Origin of the sequence: uncultured Chloroflexus sp. (assembly GCF_938091255.1) — a bacterium.
Classification (GTDB): domain Bacteria; phylum Chloroflexota; class Chloroflexia; order Chloroflexales; family Chloroflexaceae; genus Chloroflexus.
Genome location: NZ_CALLJH010000002.1, coordinates 12,999 through 38,266, shown reverse-complemented (window position 1 = coordinate 38,266; position 25,268 = coordinate 12,999). Strand labels below are relative to the sequence as shown.

The 25,268-nt window shown below is 58.4% G+C and carries 20 protein-coding genes; 18 read left to right on the top strand and 2 right to left on the bottom strand.

The window, feature by feature from the left end; genetic code table 11:
* Positions 1 to 87 precede the first annotated feature (87 nt).
* The 17 genes from Q1A00_RS00550 to Q1A00_RS00470 all read left to right on the top strand — a co-directional run bounded on the left by Q1A00_RS00550 (position 88) and on the right by Q1A00_RS00470 (position 19,038).
* Complete coding sequence (locus tag Q1A00_RS00550) at positions 88 to 975, top strand: ABC transporter permease (RefSeq protein ID WP_298404330.1); 888 nt, start codon at positions 88 to 90, stop codon at positions 973 to 975.
* 4 nt (positions 976 to 979) lie between these two features.
* Entirely contained in the window at positions 980 to 2,245 is a 1,266-nt protein-coding gene (locus tag Q1A00_RS00545) for an ABC transporter ATP-binding protein (RefSeq protein ID WP_298404328.1), read from the top strand.
* A gap of 91 nt (positions 2,246 to 2,336) precedes the next feature.
* Positions 2,337 to 3,659 carry a nucleotide sugar dehydrogenase gene (locus Q1A00_RS00540; RefSeq protein ID WP_298483068.1) on the top strand — a complete coding sequence of 441 codons (1,323 nt, stop codon included), beginning with the start codon at positions 2,337 to 2,339 and terminating at the stop codon, positions 3,657 to 3,659.
* Between the two features lie 264 nt (positions 3,660 to 3,923).
* Positions 3,924 to 4,271, top strand: a complete 348-nt coding sequence (locus tag Q1A00_RS00535) for a polysaccharide deacetylase family protein (RefSeq protein WP_298404322.1) — start codon at positions 3,924 to 3,926, stop codon at positions 4,269 to 4,271.
* A gap of 33 nt (positions 4,272 to 4,304) precedes the next feature.
* Entirely contained in the window at positions 4,305 to 4,574 is a 270-nt protein-coding gene (locus Q1A00_RS00530; protein ID WP_298404320.1) for a hypothetical protein, read from the top strand.
* Positions 4,575 to 4,583: 9 nt separating this feature from the next.
* On the top strand, positions 4,584 to 6,293 hold the full coding sequence (locus tag Q1A00_RS00525) for a bifunctional sulfate adenylyltransferase/adenylylsulfate kinase (RefSeq protein ID WP_366144879.1): 1,710 nt from the start codon (positions 4,584 to 4,586) through the stop codon (positions 6,291 to 6,293).
* A gap of 73 nt (positions 6,294 to 6,366) precedes the next feature.
* Positions 6,367 to 7,680 carry a glycosyltransferase family 4 protein gene (locus Q1A00_RS00520; RefSeq protein ID WP_298404315.1) on the top strand — a complete coding sequence of 438 codons (1,314 nt, stop codon included), beginning with the start codon at positions 6,367 to 6,369 and terminating at the stop codon, positions 7,678 to 7,680.
* A 305-nt stretch (positions 7,681 to 7,985) separates the two neighbouring features.
* Positions 7,986 to 9,386 (top strand): polysaccharide biosynthesis tyrosine autokinase, encoded by a 1,401-nt coding sequence (locus Q1A00_RS00515; RefSeq protein WP_298404312.1) that lies wholly within the window; start codon positions 7,986 to 7,988, stop codon positions 9,384 to 9,386.
* Between the two features lie 30 nt (positions 9,387 to 9,416).
* Positions 9,417 to 10,457: an NAD(P)-dependent oxidoreductase gene (locus Q1A00_RS00510; RefSeq protein ID WP_298404309.1), complete on the top strand. Its 1,041-nt coding sequence runs from the start codon at positions 9,417 to 9,419 to the stop codon at positions 10,455 to 10,457.
* Positions 10,458 to 10,516: 59 nt separating this feature from the next.
* Positions 10,517 to 11,524, top strand: coding sequence for a GDP-L-fucose synthase (locus Q1A00_RS00505; RefSeq protein ID WP_298404306.1), 1,008 nt, complete (start codon positions 10,517 to 10,519; stop codon positions 11,522 to 11,524).
* Position 11,525: 1 nt separating this feature from the next.
* On the top strand, positions 11,526 to 12,434 hold the full coding sequence (locus tag Q1A00_RS00500) for a glycosyltransferase family 2 protein (RefSeq protein WP_298404304.1): 909 nt from the start codon (positions 11,526 to 11,528) through the stop codon (positions 12,432 to 12,434).
* A 12-nt stretch (positions 12,435 to 12,446) separates the two neighbouring features.
* Positions 12,447 to 13,802 carry an O-antigen ligase gene (locus tag Q1A00_RS00495; protein WP_299754751.1) on the top strand — a complete coding sequence of 452 codons (1,356 nt, stop codon included), beginning with the start codon at positions 12,447 to 12,449 and terminating at the stop codon, positions 13,800 to 13,802.
* On the top strand, positions 13,799 to 14,992 hold the full coding sequence (locus Q1A00_RS00490) for a glycosyltransferase (protein WP_298404299.1): 1,194 nt from the start codon (positions 13,799 to 13,801) through the stop codon (positions 14,990 to 14,992). Before Q1A00_RS00495 ends, Q1A00_RS00490 begins: the two co-directional genes overlap by 4 nt.
* Positions 14,989 to 15,801 carry a glycosyltransferase family 2 protein gene (locus Q1A00_RS00485; RefSeq protein ID WP_298404296.1) on the top strand — a complete coding sequence of 271 codons (813 nt, stop codon included), beginning with the start codon at positions 14,989 to 14,991 and terminating at the stop codon, positions 15,799 to 15,801. Before Q1A00_RS00490 ends, Q1A00_RS00485 begins: the two co-directional genes overlap by 4 nt.
* A 17-nt stretch (positions 15,802 to 15,818) precedes the next feature.
* On the top strand, positions 15,819 to 16,949 hold the full coding sequence (locus tag Q1A00_RS00480; protein ID WP_298404293.1) for a glycosyltransferase family 4 protein: 1,131 nt from the start codon (positions 15,819 to 15,821) through the stop codon (positions 16,947 to 16,949).
* Positions 16,946 to 17,815 carry a ChbG/HpnK family deacetylase gene (locus tag Q1A00_RS00475; RefSeq protein WP_299754746.1) on the top strand — a complete coding sequence of 290 codons (870 nt, stop codon included), beginning with the start codon at positions 16,946 to 16,948 and terminating at the stop codon, positions 17,813 to 17,815. The genes Q1A00_RS00480 and Q1A00_RS00475 overlap by 4 nt, the downstream gene beginning before the upstream one ends.
* The gene (locus tag Q1A00_RS00470; RefSeq protein ID WP_298404290.1) at positions 17,815 to 19,038 is read left to right on the top strand and encodes a glycosyltransferase family 4 protein; all 1,224 of its coding nucleotides are present in this window, start codon (positions 17,815 to 17,817) and stop codon (positions 19,036 to 19,038) included. The genes Q1A00_RS00475 and Q1A00_RS00470 overlap by 1 nt, the downstream gene beginning before the upstream one ends.
* Positions 19,039 to 19,309: 271 nt before the next feature.
* Here Q1A00_RS00470 and Q1A00_RS00465 read toward each other — a convergent pair whose 3' ends face one another.
* Both Q1A00_RS00465 and Q1A00_RS00460 read right to left on the bottom strand, forming a co-directional pair.
* Complete coding sequence (locus tag Q1A00_RS00465) at positions 19,310 to 22,405, bottom strand: PAS domain-containing protein (protein WP_299754743.1); 3,096 nt, start codon at positions 22,403 to 22,405, stop codon at positions 19,310 to 19,312.
* Between the two features lie 57 nt (positions 22,406 to 22,462).
* Positions 22,463 to 23,467 carry a small ribosomal subunit Rsm22 family protein gene (locus Q1A00_RS00460; RefSeq protein ID WP_298404285.1) on the bottom strand — a complete coding sequence of 335 codons (1,005 nt, stop codon included), beginning with the start codon at positions 23,465 to 23,467 and terminating at the stop codon, positions 22,463 to 22,465.
* Between the two features lie 352 nt (positions 23,468 to 23,819).
* Here Q1A00_RS00460 and Q1A00_RS00455 point away from each other — a divergent pair, with 352 nt between their 5' ends.
* Positions 23,820 to 25,268 carry an FAD-linked oxidase C-terminal domain-containing protein gene (locus Q1A00_RS00455; protein WP_298404282.1) on the top strand — a complete coding sequence of 483 codons (1,449 nt, stop codon included), beginning with the start codon at positions 23,820 to 23,822 and terminating at the stop codon, positions 25,266 to 25,268.

Below are 25,268 nucleotides of genomic sequence, written 5' to 3'. Positions count from 1 at the left end.
ATGTGAACCGACCTGCCAACATCCGCCCCTGCTCACATCGCGATTAGTTGCGGCCCGAATGGACGTGTCGCAAGGATATCATCATATATGGCAGCATTGGAACCGCCGACCACATCGATCACCGGGGTGACAAACTCCACACTGCCATCAGATAGTTCACATACTCCAACGATTATCGAACCGCAGAGGGGCTGGTGGCAGTTTAACTGGCGGGAACTATGGTTCTACCGCGAATTGCTCTTCTTCCTTGTTTGGCGCGACGTGAAGGTGCGTTACAAGCAAACGCTGCTCGGAGCAAGCTGGGCGATTATTCAGCCGGTCTTGCAACTGGTCGTGTTTACCGTGATCTTTGGCCGGCTGGCCGGGATCAGTACCAACGGCATACCCTACCCGCTCTTTAATCTTGCCGGCTTGTTGCCATGGCAGTTCTTTGCGAACACTGTCACGCAGGCGGCGAACAGTCTGGTTATCAATGCCGGGATTGTGCGGAAAGTGTACTTCCCGCGCATCCTCATTCCCACAGCGACTATCGGTTCAGGCTTGGTCGATTTTGGACTAGCCTTTGTCATTCTGCTGGTGTTATTGCTCTGGTTTCAATGGCCGCCAACGCCAGCCATATTCCTCTTGCCGATGTTTTTGGTGTTGGCTATGCTGACGGCGCTCGGCGTCGGTTACTGGTTATCGGCCATTCACGTCAAATACCGTGACGTGCGCCATGCGACGCCGTTTATGATCCAGCTCTGGCTCTTTGCCACGCCAGTCGTTTACCCGACCAGCTTGATCCAAGGGCCGTGGCAGTTGGTGTATGCTCTCAACCCGATGGTTGGCGTAGTGGAAGGGTTTCGCTGGGCATTGCTCGGTACGCAAGCGCCGAGTTTGGCGATGCTGATCTCGGTGACGGTTGCTCTGACCATCTTTATGACCGGATGGCTGTATTTCCAAGCGGCAGAACGCAAATTCGCAGACCTGATCTAACGCTATGAGTTACGCAATTCGCGCTCAACATCTGGCGAAGCAATACCGGATCGGCGCTGTCAAGCATCGGATTACCGGCTACACCACTCTGCGCGATACCATCACGGATTGGTTTCGCAAAGGCCCCGCAAGTGCGTACAAGGAACTGTGGGCGCTCGACGATGTTTCGTTTGAGATTAAACAGGGTGAGCTGGTTGGCATCATTGGCCGCAACGGCGCCGGCAAGAGCACGTTGCTCAAGGTGCTCTCACGCATTACCGAGCCGACGCGCGGACGGGCCGAACTGTACGGTCGGGTAGCCTCGCTGCTCGAAGTTGGCACCGGCTTTCACCCCGAATTGACCGGACGCGAGAATATCTATCTGAATGGCGCGATTCTTGGTATGCGTAAGCGCGAGATCGAACGCAATTTTGATGCTATCGTTGATTTTGCCGAGGTCGAGCAATTTATCGACACGCCGGTCAAGTTCTACTCATCGGGGATGTACGTGCGCTTGGCGTTTGCGGTTGCTGCCCATCTTGAACCAGAAATTCTGATTGTTGACGAGGTGCTGGCGGTTGGCGATGCCCGCTTTCAGAAGAAGTGCCTCAACAAGATGCAAGATGTCGGCCAGCAGGGGCGGACGGTTTTGTTTGTCTCGCACAGTATGCAGTCGATTTTGCGCATGTGCCAGCGTGTGATTTTGCTCAATCAGGGGAAGGTAGCGGCTGATGGACCGGCACAGCAGGTTGTGGGCGTGTATCTTGGCAAAGGCGAGCATTCGATCGCCGAGCGGGTCTGGCCCCACCGTGACAAAGCGCCGGGTCACGATATTGCCCATCTGCGAGCGGTGCGGGTGCGAGATGTTGATGGCGACATCAGCGATACCATTGACATTCGCACACCGGTGACGCTTGAGATGGAGTTTGTTGTCACGATCGGTGGGTACGTGTTGCAGCCCTATTTTCGCCTGTATAACGAAGATAGTGTGGCAGTCTTAACCACGTTTGATCTTGATCCGGCTTGGCGTCGCCGGCCCCGTCCTCCCGGCCATTATTGGGCGCGGGTGACGATCCCCGGCAATTTCTTAGCTGAGGGGTTGTTGTACGTCGAAGCCGGGTTGACGACACTCGACCCGCCGATGGGTCAATTTGCCGAACGCGATGCGGTCGCGTTTCAAGTGATCGATAGTCTTGAAGGCGATTCGGCGCGCGGTGATTGGGGCGGTAACATTGCTGGGGTGGTACGACCGCTCTTGCCATGGCAGACGACCTATACGCCGCTTGGTTGATGCGCAGCGCTAGGCTTGCGTTCGGATTGGCCATCTCGTCTATAATGAGCGGCTGTGGAATGAGGCCACCGTCAAACGGAGATTGTCGCTCATGGTTCACGAATTAATGAATCGTATCCACGGTCGTAGCGCAAAAGTTGGCGTGATTGGCCTTGGGTATGTCGGTTTGCCGCTGGCTGAACGGGCTGGCCGGGCCGGTTTTGCGGTCTTGGGTTTTGATGTCAGCGCCGAGCGAGTAGCACGGATTAATCGCGGCGAGAGTTATATTGGCGATGTCGCGAGTGACGCATTGGTCGCGCTGCGTGAACGAAACCTGATTGAGGCGACGACTGATGTGCGCCGGATGCGTGAATGTGACATTCTCGTTATCTGTGTGCCTACGCCGCTTAATCCAACCCGCGAGCCTGATATGCGCTACATCGAAGCGGCGAGCGAGAATGTGGCGGCCAGCATTCGGCCCGGCCAATTGGTTATCCTTGAGAGCACCACCTACCCCGGCACAACCCGCGAGCTAATTTTGCCGCGGATTGAACGCAACGGGTTGCGGGTCGGCGAACAGATTTTTCTCGCGTTTTCGCCTGAACGGATTGATCCCGGCCAGACCAGCAGCCAAGGCTTTAGCGTTGAAAATACGCCGAAGGTCGTCGGTGGGGTGACGGCGCATTGCACCGAGCTAGCCAGCGCCTTCTACGGCTACATTACCAGCCGGGTGGTGCCAGTCAGTTCGCCTGATGTGGCCGAACTCACCAAGTTGTTCGAGAATGTCTTTCGCGCGGTCAATATTGCGCTGGTCAACGAGCTGGCGTTGCTGTGCGATCGCATGGGCCTCAATGTGTGGGAGGTGATCGAAGCGGCGGCAACCAAGCCGTATGGCTTTATGAAGTTCACGCCCGGCCCGGGCCTTGGCGGCCATTGCATTCCGATCGACCCCTTCTATCTAACGTGGAAGGCGCGTGCGTATGATCTCACTACGCGGTTTATTGAGCTCGCCGGTGAGATTAATACGCAGATGCCGCGCCACGTGCGTGATCTGGTGGTGCGTGCGCTCAATCGCGCGCGCAAGCCACTCAATGGCAGCGCAATTGTGTTGCTTGGCGTGGCTTATAAGCCCGATGTGGATGATTACCGTGAGTCGCCGGCTTTCAAAGTCTACGATCTCTTGGTGGCTGATGGTGCTACGGTGATTCCGTGCGATCCGCATATTGACGAATTCGAGCTGCACGATGGTCGCCGGATGCGCACGGTGCCGTTAACCGATGATCTCTTGCGCCAATGTGATTGCGCAGTGATTGTCACGAACCATCGCGCGTTTGATTACGAGCGGATCGTGACGTTGGCGCCGGTGGTGGTGGATACGCGCAATGCGACCCGATCGATCCAAGGCCCCTTACGGGCAAAGATTGTCGTGTTGTAGTGCTGGCGAATGCTACTGTGGTATTACGCAACCGGCAGTGAAGCGGTGGCTGATGGGACCGAGAGGCTGGTCAGTTACATTGCCGGAGCACTTCTTGCAAGCACTGCACCTTGAGGAGTAACCGGGTGATGGCTTCCCCACAATCGTCAGGTCAATCCCGCCCAAGGGCGGTCCGGTGTTGGCTAGCGCCGTTGGCGCAACGCCCTTTTGGTGTGCTGGTACGGGGCGAGACGACTGCATCGGTGGTAGCGCTCACGTTTGCTGATGGGGCGCACCTGTTTTACCGCCGCTCATCCTCGATCGGCTAGGTGTGCATCAGGTGCGCGCCACTTTTTTCTGGTCGGGCAACATGCAGTCGAGCGGCGCGATCTGGTGGCCCGAATCGCGGCGGGCGGCTATGCAATTGGCAATTACACCTTTCATCGCGTGCGCATGACCAAGATTTCCTACGCTCAACGTTGGCGTGAGCTGCGCTTAACCCAGCAGGCGGTGGCACCATACGGTGCGTCCCTCTTTCGCCCGCCTGACGGCAGCCATTGGTACAGCTCGTGGCTTGGTACGCGGTTGGTTGGCTGTGATATTGGCGGTTGGACGGCACATATCGAAGATTAGCTGGCCCAACCATCTGAGCGGTGAGCGGAACGGTTGATTACGCACGTTCGTCCGGGCAGCATCGTTTTGCTGTATGACCGGATCGCTACACCAAGCGATCCAGCGGCGGTTGATCACCGTCTGTTGAGCGAAGCATTGGGCATTGCGTTGGCGCAATTGCATGCAATCTATCGCTTTGTAACCGTGCTTGAATTGCTCCGCACTAGCAAGCTGGTGCGCGAGTTGTGGTTGCAGATAGGCGAAACGTCACAATACTTACGTATCGACATGCTGTGCCTTATAGTACAGCCTCAATTAGGATAGACTCACATGATGAACCACGATCCCCTGCTCATCCCGCCTTATGGCGGACGCTTGATCGATCTGGTCGTACCAGTGGAGGAGCGTGCTGCATTGTTGGAAGAAGCGACCCGCTTGCCCTCAATCCAGATTTCGATGCGCAGTCTTTGCGATCTCGAATTGCTCGCTACGGGCGGGTTTTCGCCGCTAACCGGCTTTATGGGTCAAGCCGACTACGAGCGGGTGCTTGAAGAGATGCGCCTAGCTGACGGCACGCTCTGGCCGATCCCGGTGACGTTACCGGTCGAGCAGAGCCATTTTGGTAGCGATCGGATCTTGCTGCGCGATGTGCATAACAATCCGCTGGCGATTATGGAGCTAAGCGAGATTTATCGCTGGGATGCCGAGCGGGAAGCGTTGGCCGTATTAAAAACGACCGACCCACGCCATCCATTGGTGGCCGAAATGGTGCGGTGGGGCAAGTTTTACGCTGCCGGACGATTGCGCGTGTTGAATTTGCCGCGCTACTATGACTTTACCGATCTGCGCCACACCCCAGCCGAAGTGCGCCGGCTTTTGAACGCGATGGGACGGGCCAATGTGGTGGCTTTTCAGACCCGCAACCCGATGCACCGGATCCATGAAGAGCTGACTAAACGGGCCGCCGCGCAGGTTGATGGCAGCCTGCTCATCCATCCGGTAGTCGGGATGACCAAGCCCGGCGATGTCGATCATTTCACCCGCGTGCGCAGCTACCGGCTGCTGGTCGACAAATACTACGACCCATCGCGCACGCTGTTGAGCCTCTTGCCGTTAGCGATGCGCATGGCCGGCCCGCGTGAAGCTGTCTGGCATGCGATCATTCGCCGGAACTATGGTGCTAACCATTTTATTGTTGGCCGCGACCATGCCGGGCCGGGCAACGATAGTTACGGCAAGCCATTCTATGGCCCCTACGAGGCGCAAGAGCTGTTGGCGCGGTATGCCGCTGAGGTAGGGGTAACGATGATCCCGTTCACCGAGCTTGTCTATCTCAAGCGCGAAGGCCGGTATGTCACGTTGGATGAAGCGCCGCCGGGAGCCGAGATTGCCAGCATTTCAGGCACGCAAGTACGTGATGAGTATCTAGCCAAAGGGCGCTTGCTGCCTGAATGGTTCACCCGCCCTGAGACTGCCGAAATTCTGCGTCAAATGTACCCGCCGCGTCACCGGCAGGGCTTCTGTGTCTGGTTTACCGGTTTGAGCGGGGCCGGCAAGTCAACGATTGCCGCGATCCTCAACGTGCTGCTGCTCGAGCGGGGCAGGATGCCGACAGTGCTCGACGGCGATGTAGTGCGAACCCATTTGTCGAAGGGATTAGGCTTTTCGCGTGAGGATCGCGATACCAATATCTTGCGGATCGGCTTTGTCGCCAGTGCAGTAGTTAAGGCTGGTGGCGCAGTGATTTGCGCTGCGGTCAGCCCCTATCGAACAGCACGGAATGAGTGCCGGGCTATGATCGGCAGCGACCAGTTTATCGAAGTGTTTGTCGATACGCCGATCGAAGTCTGCGAACAACGTGATGTCAAGGGGTTATATGCCAAGGCGCGCCGTGGTGAATTGCGCGGGTTTACCGGCATCGATGATCCGTATGAGCCGCCGCTCAATCCTGAGCTGGTGCTGACAACCACGGATGTGATGCCGGAAGAGAATGCACGCAAGATAATTCGCTATCTCGAAGAGCAGGGATTCCTCGAGGCATAAGCGCGCGCTTGCCATCATAACGCCGGCGTTGCGCGCGAGGCATCGGTTCATTTGCTAGCAAGGCGGTAGGTGCATGCGGGTTGTTCATCTCAGCACGAATGACATCAGCGGCGGCGCAGCGCGGGCGGCCTACCGGCTCCATCGGGCGTTGCTGGCTAGTGGTTGCCAATCAACGATGGTGGTCGCCAACCGCCGCAGTGACGATCCGACAGTGCAGGCCATCCCATCGGCGGTGCATTGGTTTAGTCATTGGCTGCGGCGCTGGCGGGGTTGGCAAATCCGGCGCGCGTTTCAACCGTACCACCAGACCCGCCCTGATGGGTTTGAGCAGTTTAGCGATGATCGCAGCCGGTACGGCGGTGAGGTGGTGCGCGCGCTGCCGCCGTGTGAGGTGATCAACCTGCATTGGGTGGCTGGTTTTGTTGACTACACCTCGTTCTTCCGGTTGGCGCCGCGACGTGCGCCGGTGGTGTGGCGGCTCTCGGATCAGCAGCCTTTTAGCGGAGGGTGCCATTACGATGACGGTTGCGGTCGCTATGCAGACGCATGTGGCGCTTGCCCGCAACTCGGTTCGCGTGATGAACACGATCTCTCACGCCAGATCTGGCAGCGAAAGCGAGCTGCGCTGGCGGCGGTGCCTGCTGGGAGGCTGCATATCGTGGCGCTCAACCGGTGGATGGCTGCTGAAGTGCAGCGTAGCTCGCTCTTAAGCCGGTTTCCGGTGCATATCATTCCAAACGGCCTTGATACCGCCGTGTTTGCGCCGAACGACCGCGCAAGCGCGCGCGCTGCGTTGGGTTTACCGCTACACGCGAGGATTGTGTTGTTCGTGGCGGTTTCGGTCAATAATCGCCGGAAAGGGTTCGCCGAACTTGCCGCTGCCCTTGCCGGCCTCGCTGATGAACCCGATCTGCTGTTGGTTTCGATTGGGCGCAACCCGCCGCCGATCGCGGCGCCGATCCGGCACCACGCGCTAGGTGTGATCGCTGATGATCCTCGGTTAGCATTGGCGTATAGCGCCGCTGATCTATTCGTCATCCCTTCTCTGCAAGATAATATGCCTAGCACGGCGCTGGAGGCGTTGGCTTGCGCGACCCCAGTAGTCGGGTTTGATACTGGTGGGATCGGCGAATTGGTGCGTCCCGGCCAGACGGGTTGGTTAGCGCCGGTTGGTGATGTCACCGCGCTGCGCGAAGCGATCCGCCGGCTGTTGCGCAATGAAGATGAGCGTCTGCTGATGAGCCGCATGTGTCGCGAGATTGCGCTTGCCGAATATCGGCAAGAGGTGCAGGCCCAGCGTTATCTTGAGCTGTACCACCGGATTGTGGCAGAGGCGAACGAAAGCGCAGCACGCGCGAACAATCGCTACAATCAGCGACCTTCCTAAGATGGCATTACAGTGTGTTGGCGGCGTGTACCGTAAACAGTTTGATGAAGTTTTTGGAGCGTTTTTCAATTGAGATAATCTCTCAAGGATGTGACGGTTTTGTCATAACCTTCTTTGAGTGATGACATCTTCCTGTCACATGAGATCGTTACAACTAGGATGCGGAACACAAGATTAAATATGCTAGCTTAAGCGGTCTGTTCTCCTTGCTGCCAGCAATTCCCCCCTCCCACAGACCGGAGCTTGCTGTATGTTATTGCACCTCACTGTGCCAATAGCAACGCCCACATCGCTTGGAGGGTCGCTTGGAACTCAAACAGTATCTCCTTTTTGTTTGGCGCTGGATATGGCTCATTATCCTATTCGCCGTTATTGGCGCCAGCGTGGGCTTTGTCTTTTCCCAACGACAACCCCCCCAATACGTTGCCTCAACGATGCTGATGGTCAATCAGAATCAGGGCAATACCCGTCCGCCAACGTTTGACGAGCTGCGGGGGCGTGAACGCTATTCGCTCACGGTGCGCCAGCTTTTGTTGGTGCGGCCAGTGCTCGAACGCGCGGCAGCAATGGTCGGAAACATAACCGCCTCGCAATTGTTGGCGCGGGCCAGTATTACTGAGGTGGGCAAAACAGAGTTGTTTCTGCTGACCGTTCAAGATACTGACCGGCAGCGAGCGGTTGCACTGGCAGACGCCATTGTCACCTCGTTTCAAGCTCTCGAGCGCGATCTGCTTGATGCTGAGTTTGCCGAGCATTCGATCCTCATCGTGGTTGATCCAGCCTATGCTGAACCGCAGCCGGTTGGCCCTAACTATACCCGCAACATCATCCTGAGCGTGGTCATTGCGATCTTGATCGCAATTGCGATCGGGTTTCTGTACGACTATTTCAATACCCGCATCAACGATGAAGACGATCTCGATCGACGGGGCGGCGGGCGGCCACTCTTGACGATCGGTACTATCAAAGGCAATACGCCGGCGGCCCAATTGATTACCTTAAGTAATCCGGCTGCGCTAGAGGCCGAAAGCTACCGGACGTTTCGTCTCTATCTTGATAGGCTGGAGGCTGCTAAACGCCCGCAGGTGATTGCCGTAATTAGCGCGGCGCCCGGTGAAGGGCGGAGTTTGACGGCGGCCAATCTGGCGGTGGCCTTGGCGCAGACGGGACGCCGGGTAGTGTTAGTTGATGCGAATCTCCGCAACCCTACCTTGCATACCTTCTTTAACCTTCCCTATCAGAGCGGCTTGACCAATCTGCTGCGGGTGAGTGTACGGCCCTTGGAGTCATTTTTACAGGTGACGCCGCAACCAAATTTGTATGTGCTAACAGCAGGGATGATGAGTGGGTTGCCGGCTCAACTGTTGGGATGCCCCCAATTGGAAACGGTGCTGGCGACGTTGCGTCAATCTGCCGATGTGGTCATTATCGACACAGCACCGCTGTTCCCCTTCGCCGATACCGCACTCTTGCTGGGTGCAGTTGACGCGACATTGCTCGTCGTGCGCGCGAACCATACCAACGAGGAGGCGTTGCGCCGAACATTCGATATGCTCAGCCAGACCAAGGTGGCATGTTTGGGAGTTGTGCTCAATGGGGTGAAGCGGCGCTGGCGTTGGCCAGCGATGAAGGTTCGTTTCGCCCGGTCAGCGGCGCCAACTGCGCTGGCGCAGCCGGGTGAGATTGCCGGCGAGACTGGCGATTGAACAGATGTTTTCGACAGGGGAAGGTAAGCCGTGAAAACTGATACAACGCCTCACGTACTGATTACTGGCGGCGCGGGGTATATTGGTTCCCTGTTGACCGGCGTATTCTTGCAGCAGGGTTGGTCGGTAACGGTGGTTGACGATCTGCTCTTCGGCGGCGCGTCGCTGCTTGGGTACTGGCATCATCCGCAGTTCCGCTTTGCTAAAGGTGATGTTTGCGATCCGGCTGTTTTGCGGGCGAGCGCTGAGGGTATCGCTGTGGGTGATCTGCCGCCAGCTCACTTTGATGCGGTCGTCCATTTAGCTGCGATTGTCGGCTTTCCGGCCTGCCAGATGGTAGGGCCGCAGGTGGCATGGCGCTACAACTTCGAGGGCACGAAACGGGTCTTTGCTGCGGCTGACGCCGCGCGGGTCGGACGGTTGATCTTCGCGTCAACCTACAGCAACTATGGGTTGTCGCCAGATGGCACGCCGGTAACGGAAGAGTCGCCGCTCAACCCGCAATCGCTCTACGCCGAGACCAAGGTCGCCGCTGAGCAGTTTCTGCGTGACCAGACTGCCGGCGCGACGACGATCCCGGTCCTCTTCCGGTTTGCGACCCTCTTTGGGATCTCGCCGCGCACCCGGTTTGATCTGATCATCAACCAGTTCGTGCTCGAAGCCATCACGCGCCGCAAGCTGATCATCTACCAGCGCGGGTATGCCCGTTCGTTCGTGCATGTGCGTGATGTCTGCGATGCAATTTTGCTCGGTTTAATGGCGCCGCCGGCGACGATCAATCGCCAGATTTTTAACGTCGGCAGTGACGAGGGGAATTACACCAAAGATGAGATCGTGGCGTTGGTGCAACGCTATGTTACGGGGACGATCGTGGAGTATAAAGACCTCACCTTTGGCGGCGATATGCGTGATATTCGTGTTTCATTCGCCAAGATTCGCGAACAGCTCGGTTTTCGGCCTCGCATCAGCGTCGAGGAGGGGATCCGCGAGGTGGCAGGAGTGTTGTTGAATGGCGTGATCAAAGACGCGCTCGATAGCCAATATCGCAACGCGCAGTTTATCGTCCAGTAGGCGGCCTAGCGCCGCTGCACCCATCCCAGTAAGCAATTATCCATTCAACTGAGGTGCCTATGCAGCTCGATACGCAACGCTGGCCCGATAGTCATCAGTTTTGGCAAGATAAGCGCGTGGTCGTGACCGGTGGTGCCGGTTTCCTTGGTTCATATGTGGTCGAGAAGTTGCACGAGCGTGGCGCCAACAGCGTGTTCGTACCGCGCTCCCACGAGTATGATCTGCGGCAGGTAGAAGCGATCCGGCAGTTGTTGCACGATGCACGTCCCGATATTGTGATTCACATGGCGGCGCGGGTCGGCGGCATTGGCGCTAATCGCGACCATCCCGCCGAGTTTTTCTACGATAACTTGATGATGGGCGTGCAGTTGTTTCACGAGAGCTGGCGCTTTGGGGTGACCAAGTTTGTCACGATTGGCACCGTCTGCGCGTACCCGAAGTATACGCCGGTGCCGTTCCGAGAGGATGATCTCTGGAATGGGTATCCCGAAGAGACGAATGCGCCGTATGGGTTGGCCAAGAAGATGCTGTTGGTACAGGGTGAAGCCTATCGCCAGCAGTACGGCTTTAACTCGATCTTCCTCTTGCCGGTCAATCTGTACGGGCCGCGTGATAACTTCGACCTCGCAACCTCACACGTCATTCCGGCCCTCATCCGCAAATGTATTGAGGCTGATGAACAGGGTGCGAGTGAGATTGTGGTCTGGGGCGATGGTTCGCCGACGCGCGAGTTTATCTATGCGGCTGACGCTGCCGAAGGTATTCTGTTAGCCGCTGAACGGTACAACGACCCCGATCCGGTCAATATTGGCAGCAGCTATGAAATCAGCATCCGCGATCTCGTTATGCTGATTGCAGAATTGACTGGGTTTCGCGGCAACATTGTCTGGGATACGACCAAGCCAAACGGCCAGCCGCGGCGTAAGCTTGACGTGTCGCGGGCATGGGAACGGTTTGGATTCCGGGCGGAAACGACCTTCACCGACGGCTTGCGGGCGACGATCGAGTGGTATCGCGCCAATCGTGAACCAGCGACAGCGATGCGCGTGGTAGGAGAAGCGAGGTGATATGCTTGTCACGACGTATGCTACTCCGTCCCTGAGCGCGCTGCCACTCTCAACGCGGCAAGGCTGGCCGTGGACGGTGGCGACGCCGCCGGCGCCGTCGTTGCTGCCGAATGGCCGGCCATGGCCACGGATCACGATTGTTACCCCGTCGTACCAGCAAGCGCACTACCTCGAAGAGGCAATCCGTTCCGTTCTCTTGCAGGGCTATCCCAATCTTGAATATATCGTGATGGATGGGGGCAGCCATGACGGTAGCGTCGAGATTATCCGGCGCTATGAGCCGTGGCTAACGTATTGGCAATCGCAGCCTGATGGTGGTCAGTCGGCGGCGTTGGCCGATGGTTTTGCCCGTGCCACTGGCGAGATTCTGGCGTGGATCAATTCGGATGATCGCTTGCTGCCGGGAGCCTTGCAACGGGTCGGTCGTTTCTTTGCCGATCGGCCATGGTTGGCGTTTGCGAGTGGTGATGTCAATTTTATCGACGCTCAGGGGCAAGTTATCGAGCGAATTTTTGCTTTGCCGCCCAACCCGACGCTGACCGCGTGGTTAGGGGTGCATCGCTGGCCGCAACAAGGCTGTTTCTGGCGGCGCAGCGTCTACGAACGAGTGGGTGGCGTTGATCGCAGCTTGCGTTTCTGCATGGATCGCGATCTCTTCATTCGCCTGAGCGCCGCCGGTCCGAGTCGGCGTTTGCCGGGGCCGCCATTGGGCGATTTTCGTCTGCACGATGATGCGAAGACTGCGACGCTGCTGACCATCTGGCGGCGCGAGCATGCGCTCTTATTGCGCCGGTATGGGCGACCGTTAAGCGCGCAACAATACGCTGGGCTGCGTGTACTCTGGTGGTTATGGAAAAAGCACGCTGGGGTGCGCAGGCGTCTCTACTTGAGCTATGGACTTGAGTGCTAGCGTGGTGTTGCTATGGTTGTTGACGGATCGATTGCACTAAATCCATTTGCACTCGCGGTGCTCGGCTTGGTCTGCGGCTATGCGATCTGGCGTGGTCGGCCAGAGATTCCGCTGGCACTCTACCTGTCGGTCTCGTTATGGGCGCGTACCGTGTTTGTCGGACCGATCGCAGCCGTCTGGCCGCTGTTGGCGATGATAGTGCTGGCGCTGATCCGGTATATGCACACTACGCAATCGTGGTCGTTGCTACCCCGCCAGTTCGATCGCACGATCGAGCGAATCTTGCCGGCAAGCGATCGGTGGATCGTGCCGTGGATGGGATTGTGGTGGGGGTGGGCGCTCTGTGTCCTCTTCCAGTTTGGGTTGAGCGATAAGATGCAAATTGCCCGTTCGCTCATACTCTACATTATTATCGGTTCGCTGGTTGCGCTCTTGGCGGTGCGCGATGCGGCTGCTGCCCGCCGGTTTGCTCTGACCTATCTGTTGACCAGCGTATACGGGTTGTACGCGGCATTACAGTTTATCAATGTGCCGCTCGACCATCTGCTAACCGATCCCGGCTTGTCGTCATTACCGTACCGCAACCTTGGCATCCGGAATTACCATCACTTTTCGCACCATCTCGGCGTTGCCTTTCTGTGCGGGGTCGGTCTGTTCTTGCAAGCGCGCCGGTTGCTTGCCATAGCGGCGTTTCTAGCGTTAACCATCGTCTGCGGCTACGGCATTTTCCTCACCGGGGCGCGCCAATCACTCAGCGGTATTGGGATTGCGTCGCTGTTGATCTTTGCTTGGGTCGTGGTGCGCCGGGGCGCACGGCTGCGTCGGGTGTCAGTGGCGCTCGCGACGACGCTGATTGCGGTCATTTGGATCTATCAAGTGGCGCCGCATTTGATTGTCCGGGAGGGCGAGAACGGATTGGGCGATTCGTTCAATGTCTTCGCCGATCGGGGCTGGCTGTGGCAGATCGGCTGGAGTTATTTCCTCGCTTCGCCGGTGTGGGGGTGGGGGTTTGAGCAGAAGCTTTGGTCGCACAATTTGTTTATTGGGACACTGGCCGATCAAGGGCTTGTGGGCATGGTCTTTTTTGTTGGCTATTTGATTTGGGCCGGGCGACGGTTGCCGTCGATTTGGGCGCAGACTGCCGCCGATGATCGTGGCATCTGGCAGGCAACCTTCTTTGCCGTTGTCATCTTTGCCCTCGTGCATGGGCAAGCTTCAGGCAACACCATGTCCACCGCCCATTTGCACTGGCCGATGTGGGCAGTGTGGGCTTTGAGCGCCGGCGTGGTGGGGGTGTCAGCGGCGCAACCGCAACCAATCCCGTCGTATGCGCGCCAGCGTGAGCTACAGGCAGGAGTGCAACCGTGAGTCATGAAACGCGTATAACCTTCGGCATGATCGTACTCAATGGCGAGCCGTTTCTGCGCTACAACCTGCGTGCCATCTATCCGTTTGCCCACCAGATTATTGTGGCCGAGGGCGCAAGCCCGCGCGCAACCCACGCCGCTACGCCCGACGGCCATTCGATCGATGGCACCTTGCAAGCGTTGTATCGCTTTAAAGCCGAAGAAGATCCCGACGATAAACTGATCATTGTCACAGCCGAGATGTGCGGCCATCCCAACGGCTTTTGGCCGGGCGAAAAGGATGAGCAGAGCCGGGCCTATGCCGAACGGGCGACCGGCGATTGGCTGTGGCAGATCGATGTCGATGAGTTTTACCATCCGGCTGATATCGAGCGGGTCATGGCCTTTCTCCACCAGCATCCCGATACGACCTGCCTCTGCTTTCGCGCCTACAACTTCTGGGGCGGGTTCGATTATGTCGCCGACGGGGGCCTTTTCTGGCATCGCCAATACCAAGGTGAACCGTGGGGCCGATACCGACGGGTGTTCCGCTGGCGTCCGGGTTATGTCTATGATAGCCATCGTCCGCCAACCATCGTTGATGAGCGGGGGCGCAATATTACTCGTCGTCGTATCTATCACGCTGATGCTTTTGGTGTGTGGATGTACCATTACTATTTGGTCTTTCCGCATCAATTCACTCGCAAAGGCGCGTACTATCAGAACCAGCCTTGGCCACGAGAACGAGAACGGCTGCGAAAGAATTTGGATTTGCTGCAAGAGGTCAATATATCGAATGGATTGCGCATCATGGATCAGTATGGCACGCAGAATTGGCTCGTTCGCTTTACCGGCCAGCATCCGCAGCCCATTCTTGATTTGCGCGCCGATCTTGCGGCTGGCAGGATCACGACCGAATTGCGCCGCACCGATGATATCGAGCGTTTACTCGCCGATCCTCGCTATGCGCAGATGGTGCAGGCAGCGGCCCGGCGGGAATGGCTGCGGACATGGCGAGATCATTTGATCTATCTGCTGTGGTGGCGACCGCGCGCGCAGGTGGTGCAATGGGTGCGTGAGCAAACCCCGCCTGCGGTGGTGAAGCGGTTGCCGCCTGCTGTGCAACGCAAGTTTATTCCTGAACATCGCCGGCGCTATCAAGAGCAGCTTGCCCGCTATCAGCGTTCTCTGCGTTCAGGAGATACCGCATGAACCAACCGCTCTTTAGCATTATTACGATTACCCTCAACTGTGCAGACGATGCCGAACAGACGGCGCGCAGCGTGTTAGGACAAGATTTTAGCGATGTTGAGTATTTTGTGAAGGATGGCTGTTCAACCGACGGCACTCCAGAACGGTTGCGGGCGCTCGGCGTGCGTGTGATCGTTGCGCCTGATAGCGGGATTTACGAGGCGATGAATCAGGGCATTGCCCATGCCCGCGGGCGCTACATCTGTTTTATGAATGCCGGTGACAGGTTTGCCGGGCCTGATGCGCTGAGCGCGGTCGCTGCGGCGCTAGCCCGCTATGGCGAACCCGATTTTCTGTACGGCGATGTCCGCTCGTTTGGCCACCATCCCTACCTTGGACGCGGGCGTGCCGGTGAAGGCCGTTTGATCATCTATCCTGATCGGCTTAACCGGTTTTGGCTCTATCGCAAAATGATCTGCCACCAGAGCTGGTTTGTGCGCCGCGAGATTTATGCCGCCCAGCCGTTCGCAACCGATTACCGCATCCTCGCCGATTATGCCTATCTGCTCGATATGATCTTGCGCCGACGGGTGCGCTACGGCCATCTGCCGAAAGAGATTGCGCATTTTGCCGGCGACGGAATCAGCAGCCAACGCTCACCGCGGCGTGATGCCGAACGGGCGCGCGCGTTGGCAACGGTCTATGCACCGTGGGAACGCCAAGCGTATGAGATGATCTTCAGGGGAATGCGATGGCTCAACCGCACTCTTATCTACCCAATGATCCCGCTGTTGCCCGAACGGCTCCGTGCCCGACTGAGCGGTCTCTGACGGCTAGGCGCCGGATTGTGCATATCTCGACTGTTCACCAGCCGTTTGATCAGCGCATTTTTTACCGCGAGTGCGCGAGTTTGGCTGCGGCAGGCTATGAAACGCATTTGCTCGTGCCGTTGCCGGTAACGGAGCTGGAGCGGCAAGGGGTGCAGTTGCACAGCGTGGGCGTGCCGGCTGAGCAACAGTTGGCATTGGGCCTCAAACGGCGTTGGCGGCGAGTGTGGCAGGCGGCGCAGTTGGCGCGCCAATTGCGGGCCGACCTGTATCATCTCCACGATCCTGAACTGATCCCGCTGGGTCTTTGGTTGAAGGCGACCACGCGAGCAAGGGTCGTGTTTGACAGCCACGAAAATAATACGGCCTACCTGCGCCAGAAATATTATCTGCACCCGCTTGTGCGCGGCCCGTTGTTGGTCAGCATGGAGGCGCTTGAGCGGTTGGCGGCGCGCGTTTTTGATGCAATCATCACGGCCGATCGCGGGGTGGCCGATCTCTATCTGCGCCGGTTTCGTGCTCGCCGGGTGATCACTATTCACAACTTTCCTCACCTCGATCTCTTTTTGCAACAACCGCCGCCTGCCGATGATGCCCCGTTCGATCTAGTCTTCCACGGCACATTTCCGCGCTACAACCTCGAAGTGACCTTTGCGGTCGCCGAGGCGTTGCGCCGGCGCGGACGGCGGGCGCGGTGGCATTTCTTTGGGAAATGTTTTGAGACTGAGTGGGCGCAGGCAGAGATTGCCCGGCGCGGGTTGCGCGACGATATCGTGATCGATGCCCAGATGGTGCCGCACGATCAAGTGGCAGCACGGGTGCGCCAAGCGAAAATCGGGTTTATTCCGCTGCCTGATTTACCCAAGTTTCAACACAATATCCCGACCAAGCTGTTTGAATTTATGGCGCTGGGCATGCCGGTCGTGCTCAGTGATTTGCCGCCGAGTCGCCCGTTTGCCGGTGATGGCCGCTGCGCGATCATGGTGCCGCCGCACGATTACGATGCGTATGCTGATGCGATCATCCGCTTGCTCGACGACCCGGCTTTGCGCCGGGCAATGGGCGCTGAGGGTCGCCGGCGCGTGATCCATGAGTACAACTGGCAACGGGAAGCGCAGTATCTCTTTGCGTTGTACCACGAATTGTTATGAGCTATCACCGTTATCCGCTGCGCCTCATCATTACGGCTGATGATTACGGCGCTTCACCACGTATCAATGCCGCCATCGAAGCATGTCTGGCCGCCGGCGCACTGCGGGCAACGTGTGTGATGGCGAATATGCCGGGCTATGGCGAGGCGAGCCGCCTGCGACAACAGTTTCCCGATGCCTCGATTGGGTTGCATTGGAATCTGACGGCTGGCAGGCCGGTCGCACCACCCGATCAGGTGGCTAGTCTGATTGATGGGCAGGGGCGTTTCTGGCCGGCAGCCGCCTTTCGCCGGCGTTGGTTGCTGGGTCGAATCGCGCCGGAGCATGTGCTGCGTGAACTGCGCGCGCAGTATGACCGGTTGGCGCTGGTGGCTGGCCAGCCTGATTTCTGGAATACGCATCAGAATATTCATCTCTTGCCGCAGCTCTTTTCATTAACGGTCGCGGTTGCACGCCAACTCGCCATTCCGGCGATGCGCTCGCATCAGCGCCTCTGGCTGCCGCTACGAGGTGCGTCACTGCGAGATCGGCTGATTCAGCCGTTGGCGTGGCTTAAAGGGCAGGTGATCGCAGGATGGGCGGCAGCGGCGGTACGCCAAGGCATGCGGATGCCGGCCGGTCTGATCGGTCTGCCGGAGTCTGAAGCGGGTCTGATAACGCTGGCTCAGATGGTGGCGCAGATGCCGCGTGCGCGCGTGGCACCGGTGGAGCTGGTCGTGCATCCGGCGTTGCAGAGTGCCGCCGAACGTTCTGGCGCGTTGGCAGAGGTGCAGGCGCGTGAATATGCCCTGTTGCGCGATCCGAGTTTGGTTGATCGGTTGGCTGCCGTGGGCGTGCAGACGGTTGGCTTCGAGGCATTGGCATAATGCATATCCTCTACTTGCACCAATATTTCACCACCCGCGCCGGTGTTGGTGGCACCCGCTCGTATGAGTTTGCCCGTTTTTTTATCCAGCAAGGCCATCGGGTGACGCTCATAACCGCAGCCGATCGGCAGACGCCGTGGTCAGGCGGATGGTGGCGGCGGCGCGACGTTGATGGTATTCATGTCATCGAAGTGCGGGCCGGCTATGCCGATTATAGCCGTGGTACGGCGATTGGCTATGGGCAGCGGATTATTGCCTTTATCCTTTTTGCGCTGACCAGCTTGCTGGCTGTGTTGCGGGTCGAGCGGCCCGATGTGGTGTTTGCTACCAGTACGCCGCTGACGATTGGCATTCCCGGTATGGTGGCTAGCCGTTGGCATCGTGCGCCGCTGGTCTTCGAGGTGCGCGATCTGTGGCCGGAAGCACCGATCCAGATGGGAGCGCTGCGCCAACCCTTGCTGATTCTAGCTGCGCGCTGGCTCGAACGCGCCATCTACCGCCGGTCATGTCACATTATCGCGCTCTCGCCCGGCATGCGGCAGGGGATCATCGCTGCCGGCGTTGCGCCGGAAAAGATCAGCGTCATACCTAACGCTGCCGATCTCGATCTCTTCCACCCGCAGCGCGATGGCCGCGCGTGGCGCGTGCGGCTGGGTAATCCGCCCTTTCTCGCTCTCTACTTTGGCACGATGGGAGACGCCAACGATGTGCGGCAGGTGATTGAGGCGGCGCGGGTGTTGCAAGCGCGCGGCTGTGACGATGTGCTGATCGCACTGGCCGGGCAAGGTCGCCAGCGCTCTCAGCTTGAGGCATTAGCGCATGAGTATGGTCTGCGCAATGTGCGCTTTCTCGATCCCTTGCCCAAAGTTGAAGTTGCCGATCTAGTCGCCGCTGCCGATGTCTGCCTGACCATTTTCAAAGCGGTGCCGGTGCTGGCTACCTGTTCGCCTAACAAGTTGTTCGACACCCTAGCCGCCGGGAAGCCGGCTATTGTCAATACACCGGGTTGGTTGCGCCAATTGGTTGAAGAGCATCAATGCGGTCGCTATGCCCGCGCTGGTGATCCCGCTGATCTGGCTGCACAGATCCTCTTCTTGCGCGATCATCCTGATTTCACCCGCCAAGCCGGTTGCAATGCGCGAGCGCTCGCCACACAGCAATTTGATCGCCGGCAACTGGCGGCGGCGGCGTTGGCTGTCTTGCAAACCTGCGCGCTGCGCTAAAGGTTGGTTGCAGGGGCATGAACCCTATGACGGATAGGGGACGCGGAGAGTGTCTTCTAAAGGTTGGGTGATCTTGCCATTGCAAGCGCCACCATCTCCCGCTCTCCTGATGTCAGTGCGAGCGGCGCGGTAGGGGCCGAGCAACGCTCGGCCCGCCGCGAGGTGTAGCAATCCCCCGCGAATGCGCGCGGAAGGGGGCGGGGCTGAGGGTTGGGGGCTCTCGCAACGACATCTAGCCCGGTCATTGCGCGCGGCGCGCGGTGAATGCCCATCACTGCTCTAACGCCTGTTGCACCGCCACTTCCAACGAACTAGCCCGAAACGGCTTCTCAATCAGCGGCGCATCGGTAATCTCAATTCCTTGCAATGCGGCAAACCCGCTCATATAAAGCACCTTGATCGCCGGTACTATCTGCCGCGCTTGCTTCACTAAAGCCCGTCCGTTTATCTCTGGCATCACCACATCGGTAAGGAGGAGATCGATCTGCTCGTTGCGCAGGATCTCTAGCGCCGTCTTGCTATCTTGGGCGGCGAAAGCGGTGTAGCCAAGATTGCGTAACGTGGTGACAGTCATACGTAACAGATCCGGATCATCATCCACCACCAATATCTGCGCCTCGCGGCGCGATGTTGGCTCGATCACAACCGGTTCCTCGACTGCCGGCTGGTCGGCGCACGGCAGATATAGCCGCACTGTAGTGCCGATCCCCGGCGTCGAGTAGATTTGCGCCGTGCCACCCGATTGGCGGGTAAAGCCATAGACCATCGCCAACCCGAGCCCGGTGCCGCGCCCGCGCTCTTTGGTGGTGAAGAAGGGTTCAAATGCGCGCGTGGCCACCTCTGGCGGCATACCGGTGCCAGTATCAATCACGTCGATCACGATATAGCAGCCGGTTGCAAGAATGGCAAGCAACATCGTGTCTTCGTTGGTGACGCGCTGCTCTCTGATTTTGATGGTTAAGTTGCCACCGTTTGGCATAGCGTCGCGGCTGTTAATGACCAGATTAAGGATCGCTGCCTCAAGCCCCGCCCGGTCGGCACGGGCCGGCAAGGTGGTTTGCTCGATTAACTCAAGCTTAATCGCCGAACCGACGGTCACTTGGATCAGCGGCAAAAATTCACGCAATACTTGACTGACATCAATAGTGGTCGGCGCTAACGGTTGCCGACGGGCCACCGCCAAGAGACTCTTGGTCAGTTCGGCACCACGGAGCGCCGCGTGCAACGAGGCTTCGATCATCTGCCGCGTCGCTTCATCGCCTTGCCAATCATTGAGCGAAAGATCAAGATTGCCGATGATGATGCCGAGCAGGTTGTTGAAATCGTGGGCTAACCCGCCGGTGAGTAAGCCTAGCGCTTCGAGTTTCTGCGTTTCGCGGATGCGCTCATCGAGCTGTTTGCGCTCGGTAATGTCGCTCAAGGCGCCGACCATGCGCGTCACCTTGCTGTCAGCGTCGCGCAACGCTTCACCCCGCGCCAAGATCCAGCGATAGTTACCATCGCGGTAGCGCATCCGAAATTCTATGTTGAAGGGTTCGCTGCCGGCAATGTGGCGATCGAGCGCCTTTGTCACTTCTGGCCAGTCGTCGGGATGGATGCGCTCGAAGAAGGTAGTGATGGTATTGGGCAGCTCATCCTCGCCAAATCCAAACAGCGCTTTCCACTGCGGCGAGAGATAGGTCACGCCGTTCACAATATCCCAATCCCATACGCCCTCTTGCACCGCGCGTTCAGCCAGCGCGTACCGTTCCTCGCTCAGCCGGAGCCGTTCAGCAATCACATGCTGCTCGATCACTGGCCCGGCGAGATGGCTGATAAATTGGAGGAGCGTGCGATCCTCGCTGGATGGTGACGTAGCCCGCGCCGACCAAACGGTAAAAGCGCCGATCACTGCGCCGCCGGCGCCGAGGATCGGTTCCGCCCAGAGCGTAGACAAGCTGCTCTCTTGCGCAGCGGACGCAAAACGCGCCCAGCCGGAATCAGAGTGCAATTCCGGCACGATCACGCGCTGCTGCGCGAGCAGCGGATACCAGATAGCGTCTTGCCCCGATTGAAGGCTCTGCTCAAGCATCTGGCTGAGCGTAGACGGCAGGTTGGGGGCGATGACGTGGTGTGGCTGGCGGGTGGCGAGGTCGAAGAACACAATTGCGCAGCGGGTGTCAGGTTGTTCTTCTTCAAAGGCTTGGATTAACGTGTTCATCAGGGTTTGCAAACTTTCACCTCCTAATAGGCTGGTGAAGAGTTGGACCCGGAGCCGTTCGTGTAATTCGAGTCGTTTCAAGGCGCTGATGTCGGTATGAGTGCCGAGCATGCGCACCGGCTTGCCATCGGTATCGCGCTCAACAATCGCCCCCACCGATAGGATCCATTTCCATCCTCCCTGCCGCATCCGCGAGCGAAATTCGACCCGATATTCGGGAATGCGCCCGCTGATATAATCGAGGTAGGTCTGGTAGACCGCGGTCGCATCGTTGGGGTGCAAGCGGTCGCGCCATTGCTGGTTGGTTTCGGTGAACGCAGCCGGATCGTACCCCAACATCGTTGCATATTCATCATTGACAACGATGTTGCCATCGCGCAGATCGAGATCGTACAACCCTTGATTGGCGGCACGTAACGCTAGTTCGAGCCGGCGTGCATTGATCTGAAGCGTTTGCAAACTTTCGTATTCAGTGGTGACATCGGTGAAAAAAACAAAAAGAAAAGTTTGGCCGTTGCCATAAGTGCCTCCCGGTGCGATATTGCAGTAGAAGATTGTGCCATCGCGCCGCTGACAAATGGTATTGAGTAGTGGTGCGTCATCGCCGGTGCTCATGCGCTGAAAGGCGTCAATGATTGCTGAGCGGGATTCGCTTGGGTGTAACTCTTCGATCAGCAGGGTGGTCATTTCCGCTGCCGAATATCCGAAGAGTACGTGCATAGCGCGGTTGGCCCAACGTACCTGTCGGCTGACCAGCTCGGCTTCGATCACGCCGTGCGGCGCATGTTCGACGACGGTGCGCAACCGGCTCGTTTCGCGGTCGGCCCAGCGCTGCATCCGCTCCTCGCGCTGCGCGATCAATGGCAGGCGCGCCAGATCGCTCTCGATCACGAGATCGACAATTGCCTGCTCGTTGACAAAATGCGTGACATCATATTCTTCCAAGGTGCAGATGAGCACGAGCGCAATGCCTACCGGCAGGCTGTAGCGCGCGGCTGGCCGGCAGGCGATTAGGGCCGATGGTTGAGTTTCGAGATGGGTGATCAGGTCGCTCAGCGTAGGAGCGAAGGAATAGCTAATCTGGGGAAAAGGAACAAACGTCTGGATGAGCGACTCCCGCAGATCATCAACGGCGAAGAAAAGGAGGTGGGTGCGAGTGCCGGCCATGGTGGTATCCTATGCGTACACCGAGGCGACAGATCGCACCGGGTATTTAATATTATATCACTCTGCTTCACTATCGCCTATAGCCTGAGACAGATGCTCGTTTTGCCACCCATCACCCCATGCGCTGTCGCGCGCTCGTCGCCATGCGTCGCCTTGGCTACGAGTGATGGTGATGTGTTGCAGGCCCTGCGCAGTGCAAACTTGGAGTTCGATCCGCCCGCTGCGGGTAACGGGGTGGCGCACGATCCGCCCGTTAGCCGGCGGCACGCCACGGCGTGCCGCAATGAGATAAGCGAACTTTTCGTCTTCAAACGGCGCTGCGGCGCCTTTGAGGCGACGTTGGAAGGCAGGCCGCGCAATCCGTTGCCCAAAATGACACCAATCATTACGGGCGGCGAGCGGGCACTCACCGGTGTGCGGGCACGGCGCTAGTATCTTGGCATCACGTTTGATCAGTTCACTGCGGATACTCAACATAGTTGCATAGCCTGCCGGGGTGCCCGGTTCAACCATCACCAACGCACCGTTTGTTCCTTTCCAGAGCCGGCTGAGCAATAGTATACGCACCGCCGGCTCGATCTCGCCGTAGACATACCCGGCGACCACGAGATCGCTTTCTGGCAGCCGGTCGAGGGCAAGCACATCACTGCGCTGCCACGTGATGGGAGGTAGATCGGCACCGGCGGCCAATTGCTCAGCGAGGCGCGCCATGGCCGGTTGCCGTTCGATCGCGACGATCCGGCGCAGCGACGGCCACTGTTCGGCAGCGGCCCAGATTGCGGCACCGCTGCCCGCGCCAACATCGAGCATGCGGGTCGGAGCAAAATTGGGTTGTGCCTCTGCCAACCGCTTGAACACAGCTCGTAGCGCGGCGTAGGTGGCCGGCATGCGCCATGCCGCATACGCTATTGCCTCAAGCGGCGAAGTGATGACCGGCGTGCTGCCGGTGCTCGCTTCCCGGTAGCGATTCGATAATGCAGTGGCGGTCTGCTCAAGCGTCGCCGCCGGCTGGGTGGCGATCACACGCTCTAGGGCGCGCTGTAGTGAAGGTGGTAATTGCATAGATGATACCCTTAACTCGTGCAGTTCGAGCTATGCTATCGCACGGCGCAGTGGACTCAAGAGCCGAGGCGCAAAGGCTGCAACTGCTACACCGCCCGGTGAGGGCCCCCGCTGCGCGTTTCGCACCTTCTGCGGCACCCTGACCTGCCCAACTGTCTAGCCGCGCTCACAACTCTCTGCGTTCTCTTCACCCGCCGCGGTCAACAAACCCTCACCCCAATGCGATGGCTCATAGCCCTACTTCCACCGTATCCCTACCATATTTCATGGTATACTAAGACATAGCACCCACTTGCAAAAGTTTTTCCTATCAAAAATCAAAGGTGCGGCCCGCTAGCCGCAGGAGTGCGGAATGAACCGTGCTGAACTGATCGCAGAACTTGAGCGCATTCTTGGCCCGCGCGGCGTGGTGGCCACACCCGATGCGTTGCTGACCTACGATGCTGATGGTTGCGTGATGGATACCCACGAGCCGCACGTGGTGGCCTTGCCAACTAGTGCCGAGCAAGTATCAGCGATTGTCCGGCTAGCCGCTCGCGCCGGCATGCCAGTCGTGCCGCGTGGCGCTGGCACCGGCCTTTCGGGTGGCGCAACCCCGATGCAGGGTGGCATTGTCATTTCTACTGCCCGCATGGATAAGATTTTACAGGTTGATACCGCCAATGGCCGTGTGTTGTGCCAGCCCGGTGTGATTAATTGGGAGCTGTCACAGTATCTCAAACCGTTCGGCTACCAATTCGCCCCCGATCCCTCGTCGCAAAAAGCCTGCACTGTCGGCGGCAATATCGCCAACAACTCCGGCGGCCCTCATTGCCTTAAGTATGGCATTACCGCCAGCCATGTGTTGGCCGTACAGGTTGTGTTGCCCGATGGTTCGATTGTGTGGACGGGTGATGGCAGTGCGCATACCCCCGGCTATGATCTGACTGGCGTGATCACTGGCTCGGAAGGGACGATCGGTTTTGTCACGGCGGCATGGTTGCGCCTAACCCGGCTCCCCGAAGCGGTGCGGGTAGTGTTGGCGCTCTTCCCCGATATTGCCGGCGCTTCCAACACGGTATCACAAGTGATCGCGAGCGGCTTGTTGCCGGCGGCGCTAGAGATTATGGATCGGCTAGCGATTAAGGCCGTCAATGACATGTACAAGTTAGGGCTGCCGGAAGCCGCTGGTGCTGCGTTGCTGATCGAGGTTGACGGCGTCGAAGATGGTCTCGACGAGCTGCTGCACGATATTACCGCGATCTGTTGGCGCAACGGCGCGATCGATGTTCGTCCGGCCCGCACGATGGCCGAGCAGAATCAGGTCTGGGCGGCGCGCAAGAATGCGTTTGGCGCGATGGGCCGCCTCGCGCCGACCTACTATCTGGTTGATACAGTGGTGCCGCGCACCAAACTACCGCAGACGATGGATGAAGTGGGCCGGATTTCGCGCGAGTTTCGTCTGCCGATTGCCAATGTCTTCCACGCCGGCGATGGTAACTTGCATCCGATTATCCTCTTTGACCGCCGCGATCGTTCCCAAAATCAGCGCGCGCTTGAAGCAGCCACTAGTGTGATGAAGGTGAGTATTGATTTCGGTGGCGTCATCAGTGGTGAGCATGGCATCGGCGTGGAGAAGCAAGATTATATGACCTTGCTCTTTACGACGGATGATCTAGCGGCGATGGCCGGGTTACACCAGAGTTTCGACCCGCACGATCTGTTTAATCCCGGTAAGGTCTTCCCTAAGGGGCGCGGTTGCGGCGAGCTGGCTGCGCTGCGCCGGTCAGGGGTGGCGTGGAGTGCTTTGAAGTCGAGTTAA

What these genes read in the sequence shown, in the direction of transcription:
- Q1A00_RS00550 (WP_298404330.1), top strand. Translation starts at nt 88, where the DNA reads ATGGCAGCATTGGAACCGCCGACCACATCGATCACCGGGGTGACAAAC.
- Q1A00_RS00545 (WP_298404328.1), top strand. Translation starts at nt 980, where the DNA reads ATGAGTTACGCAATTCGCGCTCAACATCTGGCGAAGCAATACCGGATC.
- Q1A00_RS00540 (WP_298483068.1), top strand. Translation starts at nt 2,337, where the DNA reads ATGGTTCACGAATTAATGAATCGTATCCACGGTCGTAGCGCAAAAGTT.
- Q1A00_RS00535 (WP_298404322.1), top strand. Translation starts at nt 3,924, where the DNA reads ATGGGGCGCACCTGTTTTACCGCCGCTCATCCTCGATCGGCTAGGTGT.
- Q1A00_RS00525 (WP_366144879.1), top strand. Translation starts at nt 4,584, where the DNA reads ATGAACCACGATCCCCTGCTCATCCCGCCTTATGGCGGACGCTTGATC.
- Q1A00_RS00520 (WP_298404315.1), top strand. Translation starts at nt 6,367, where the DNA reads ATGCGGGTTGTTCATCTCAGCACGAATGACATCAGCGGCGGCGCAGCG.
- Q1A00_RS00505 (WP_298404306.1), top strand. Translation starts at nt 10,517, where the DNA reads ATGCAGCTCGATACGCAACGCTGGCCCGATAGTCATCAGTTTTGGCAA.
- Q1A00_RS00500 (WP_298404304.1), top strand. Translation starts at nt 11,526, where the DNA reads ATGCTTGTCACGACGTATGCTACTCCGTCCCTGAGCGCGCTGCCACTC.
- Q1A00_RS00495 (WP_299754751.1), top strand. Translation starts at nt 12,447, where the DNA reads ATGGTTGTTGACGGATCGATTGCACTAAATCCATTTGCACTCGCGGTG.
- Q1A00_RS00485 (WP_298404296.1), top strand. Translation starts at nt 14,989, where the DNA reads ATGAACCAACCGCTCTTTAGCATTATTACGATTACCCTCAACTGTGCA.
- Q1A00_RS00475 (WP_299754746.1), top strand. Translation starts at nt 16,946, where the DNA reads ATGAGCTATCACCGTTATCCGCTGCGCCTCATCATTACGGCTGATGAT.
- Q1A00_RS00470 (WP_298404290.1), top strand. Translation starts at nt 17,815, where the DNA reads ATGCATATCCTCTACTTGCACCAATATTTCACCACCCGCGCCGGTGTT.
- Q1A00_RS00465 (WP_299754743.1), bottom strand. Translation starts at nt 22,405, where the DNA reads ATGGCCGGCACTCGCACCCACCTCCTTTTCTTCGCCGTTGATGATCTG.
- Q1A00_RS00460 (WP_298404285.1), bottom strand. Translation starts at nt 23,467, where the DNA reads ATGCAATTACCACCTTCACTACAGCGCGCCCTAGAGCGTGTGATCGCC.
- Q1A00_RS00455 (WP_298404282.1), top strand. Translation starts at nt 23,820, where the DNA reads ATGAACCGTGCTGAACTGATCGCAGAACTTGAGCGCATTCTTGGCCCG.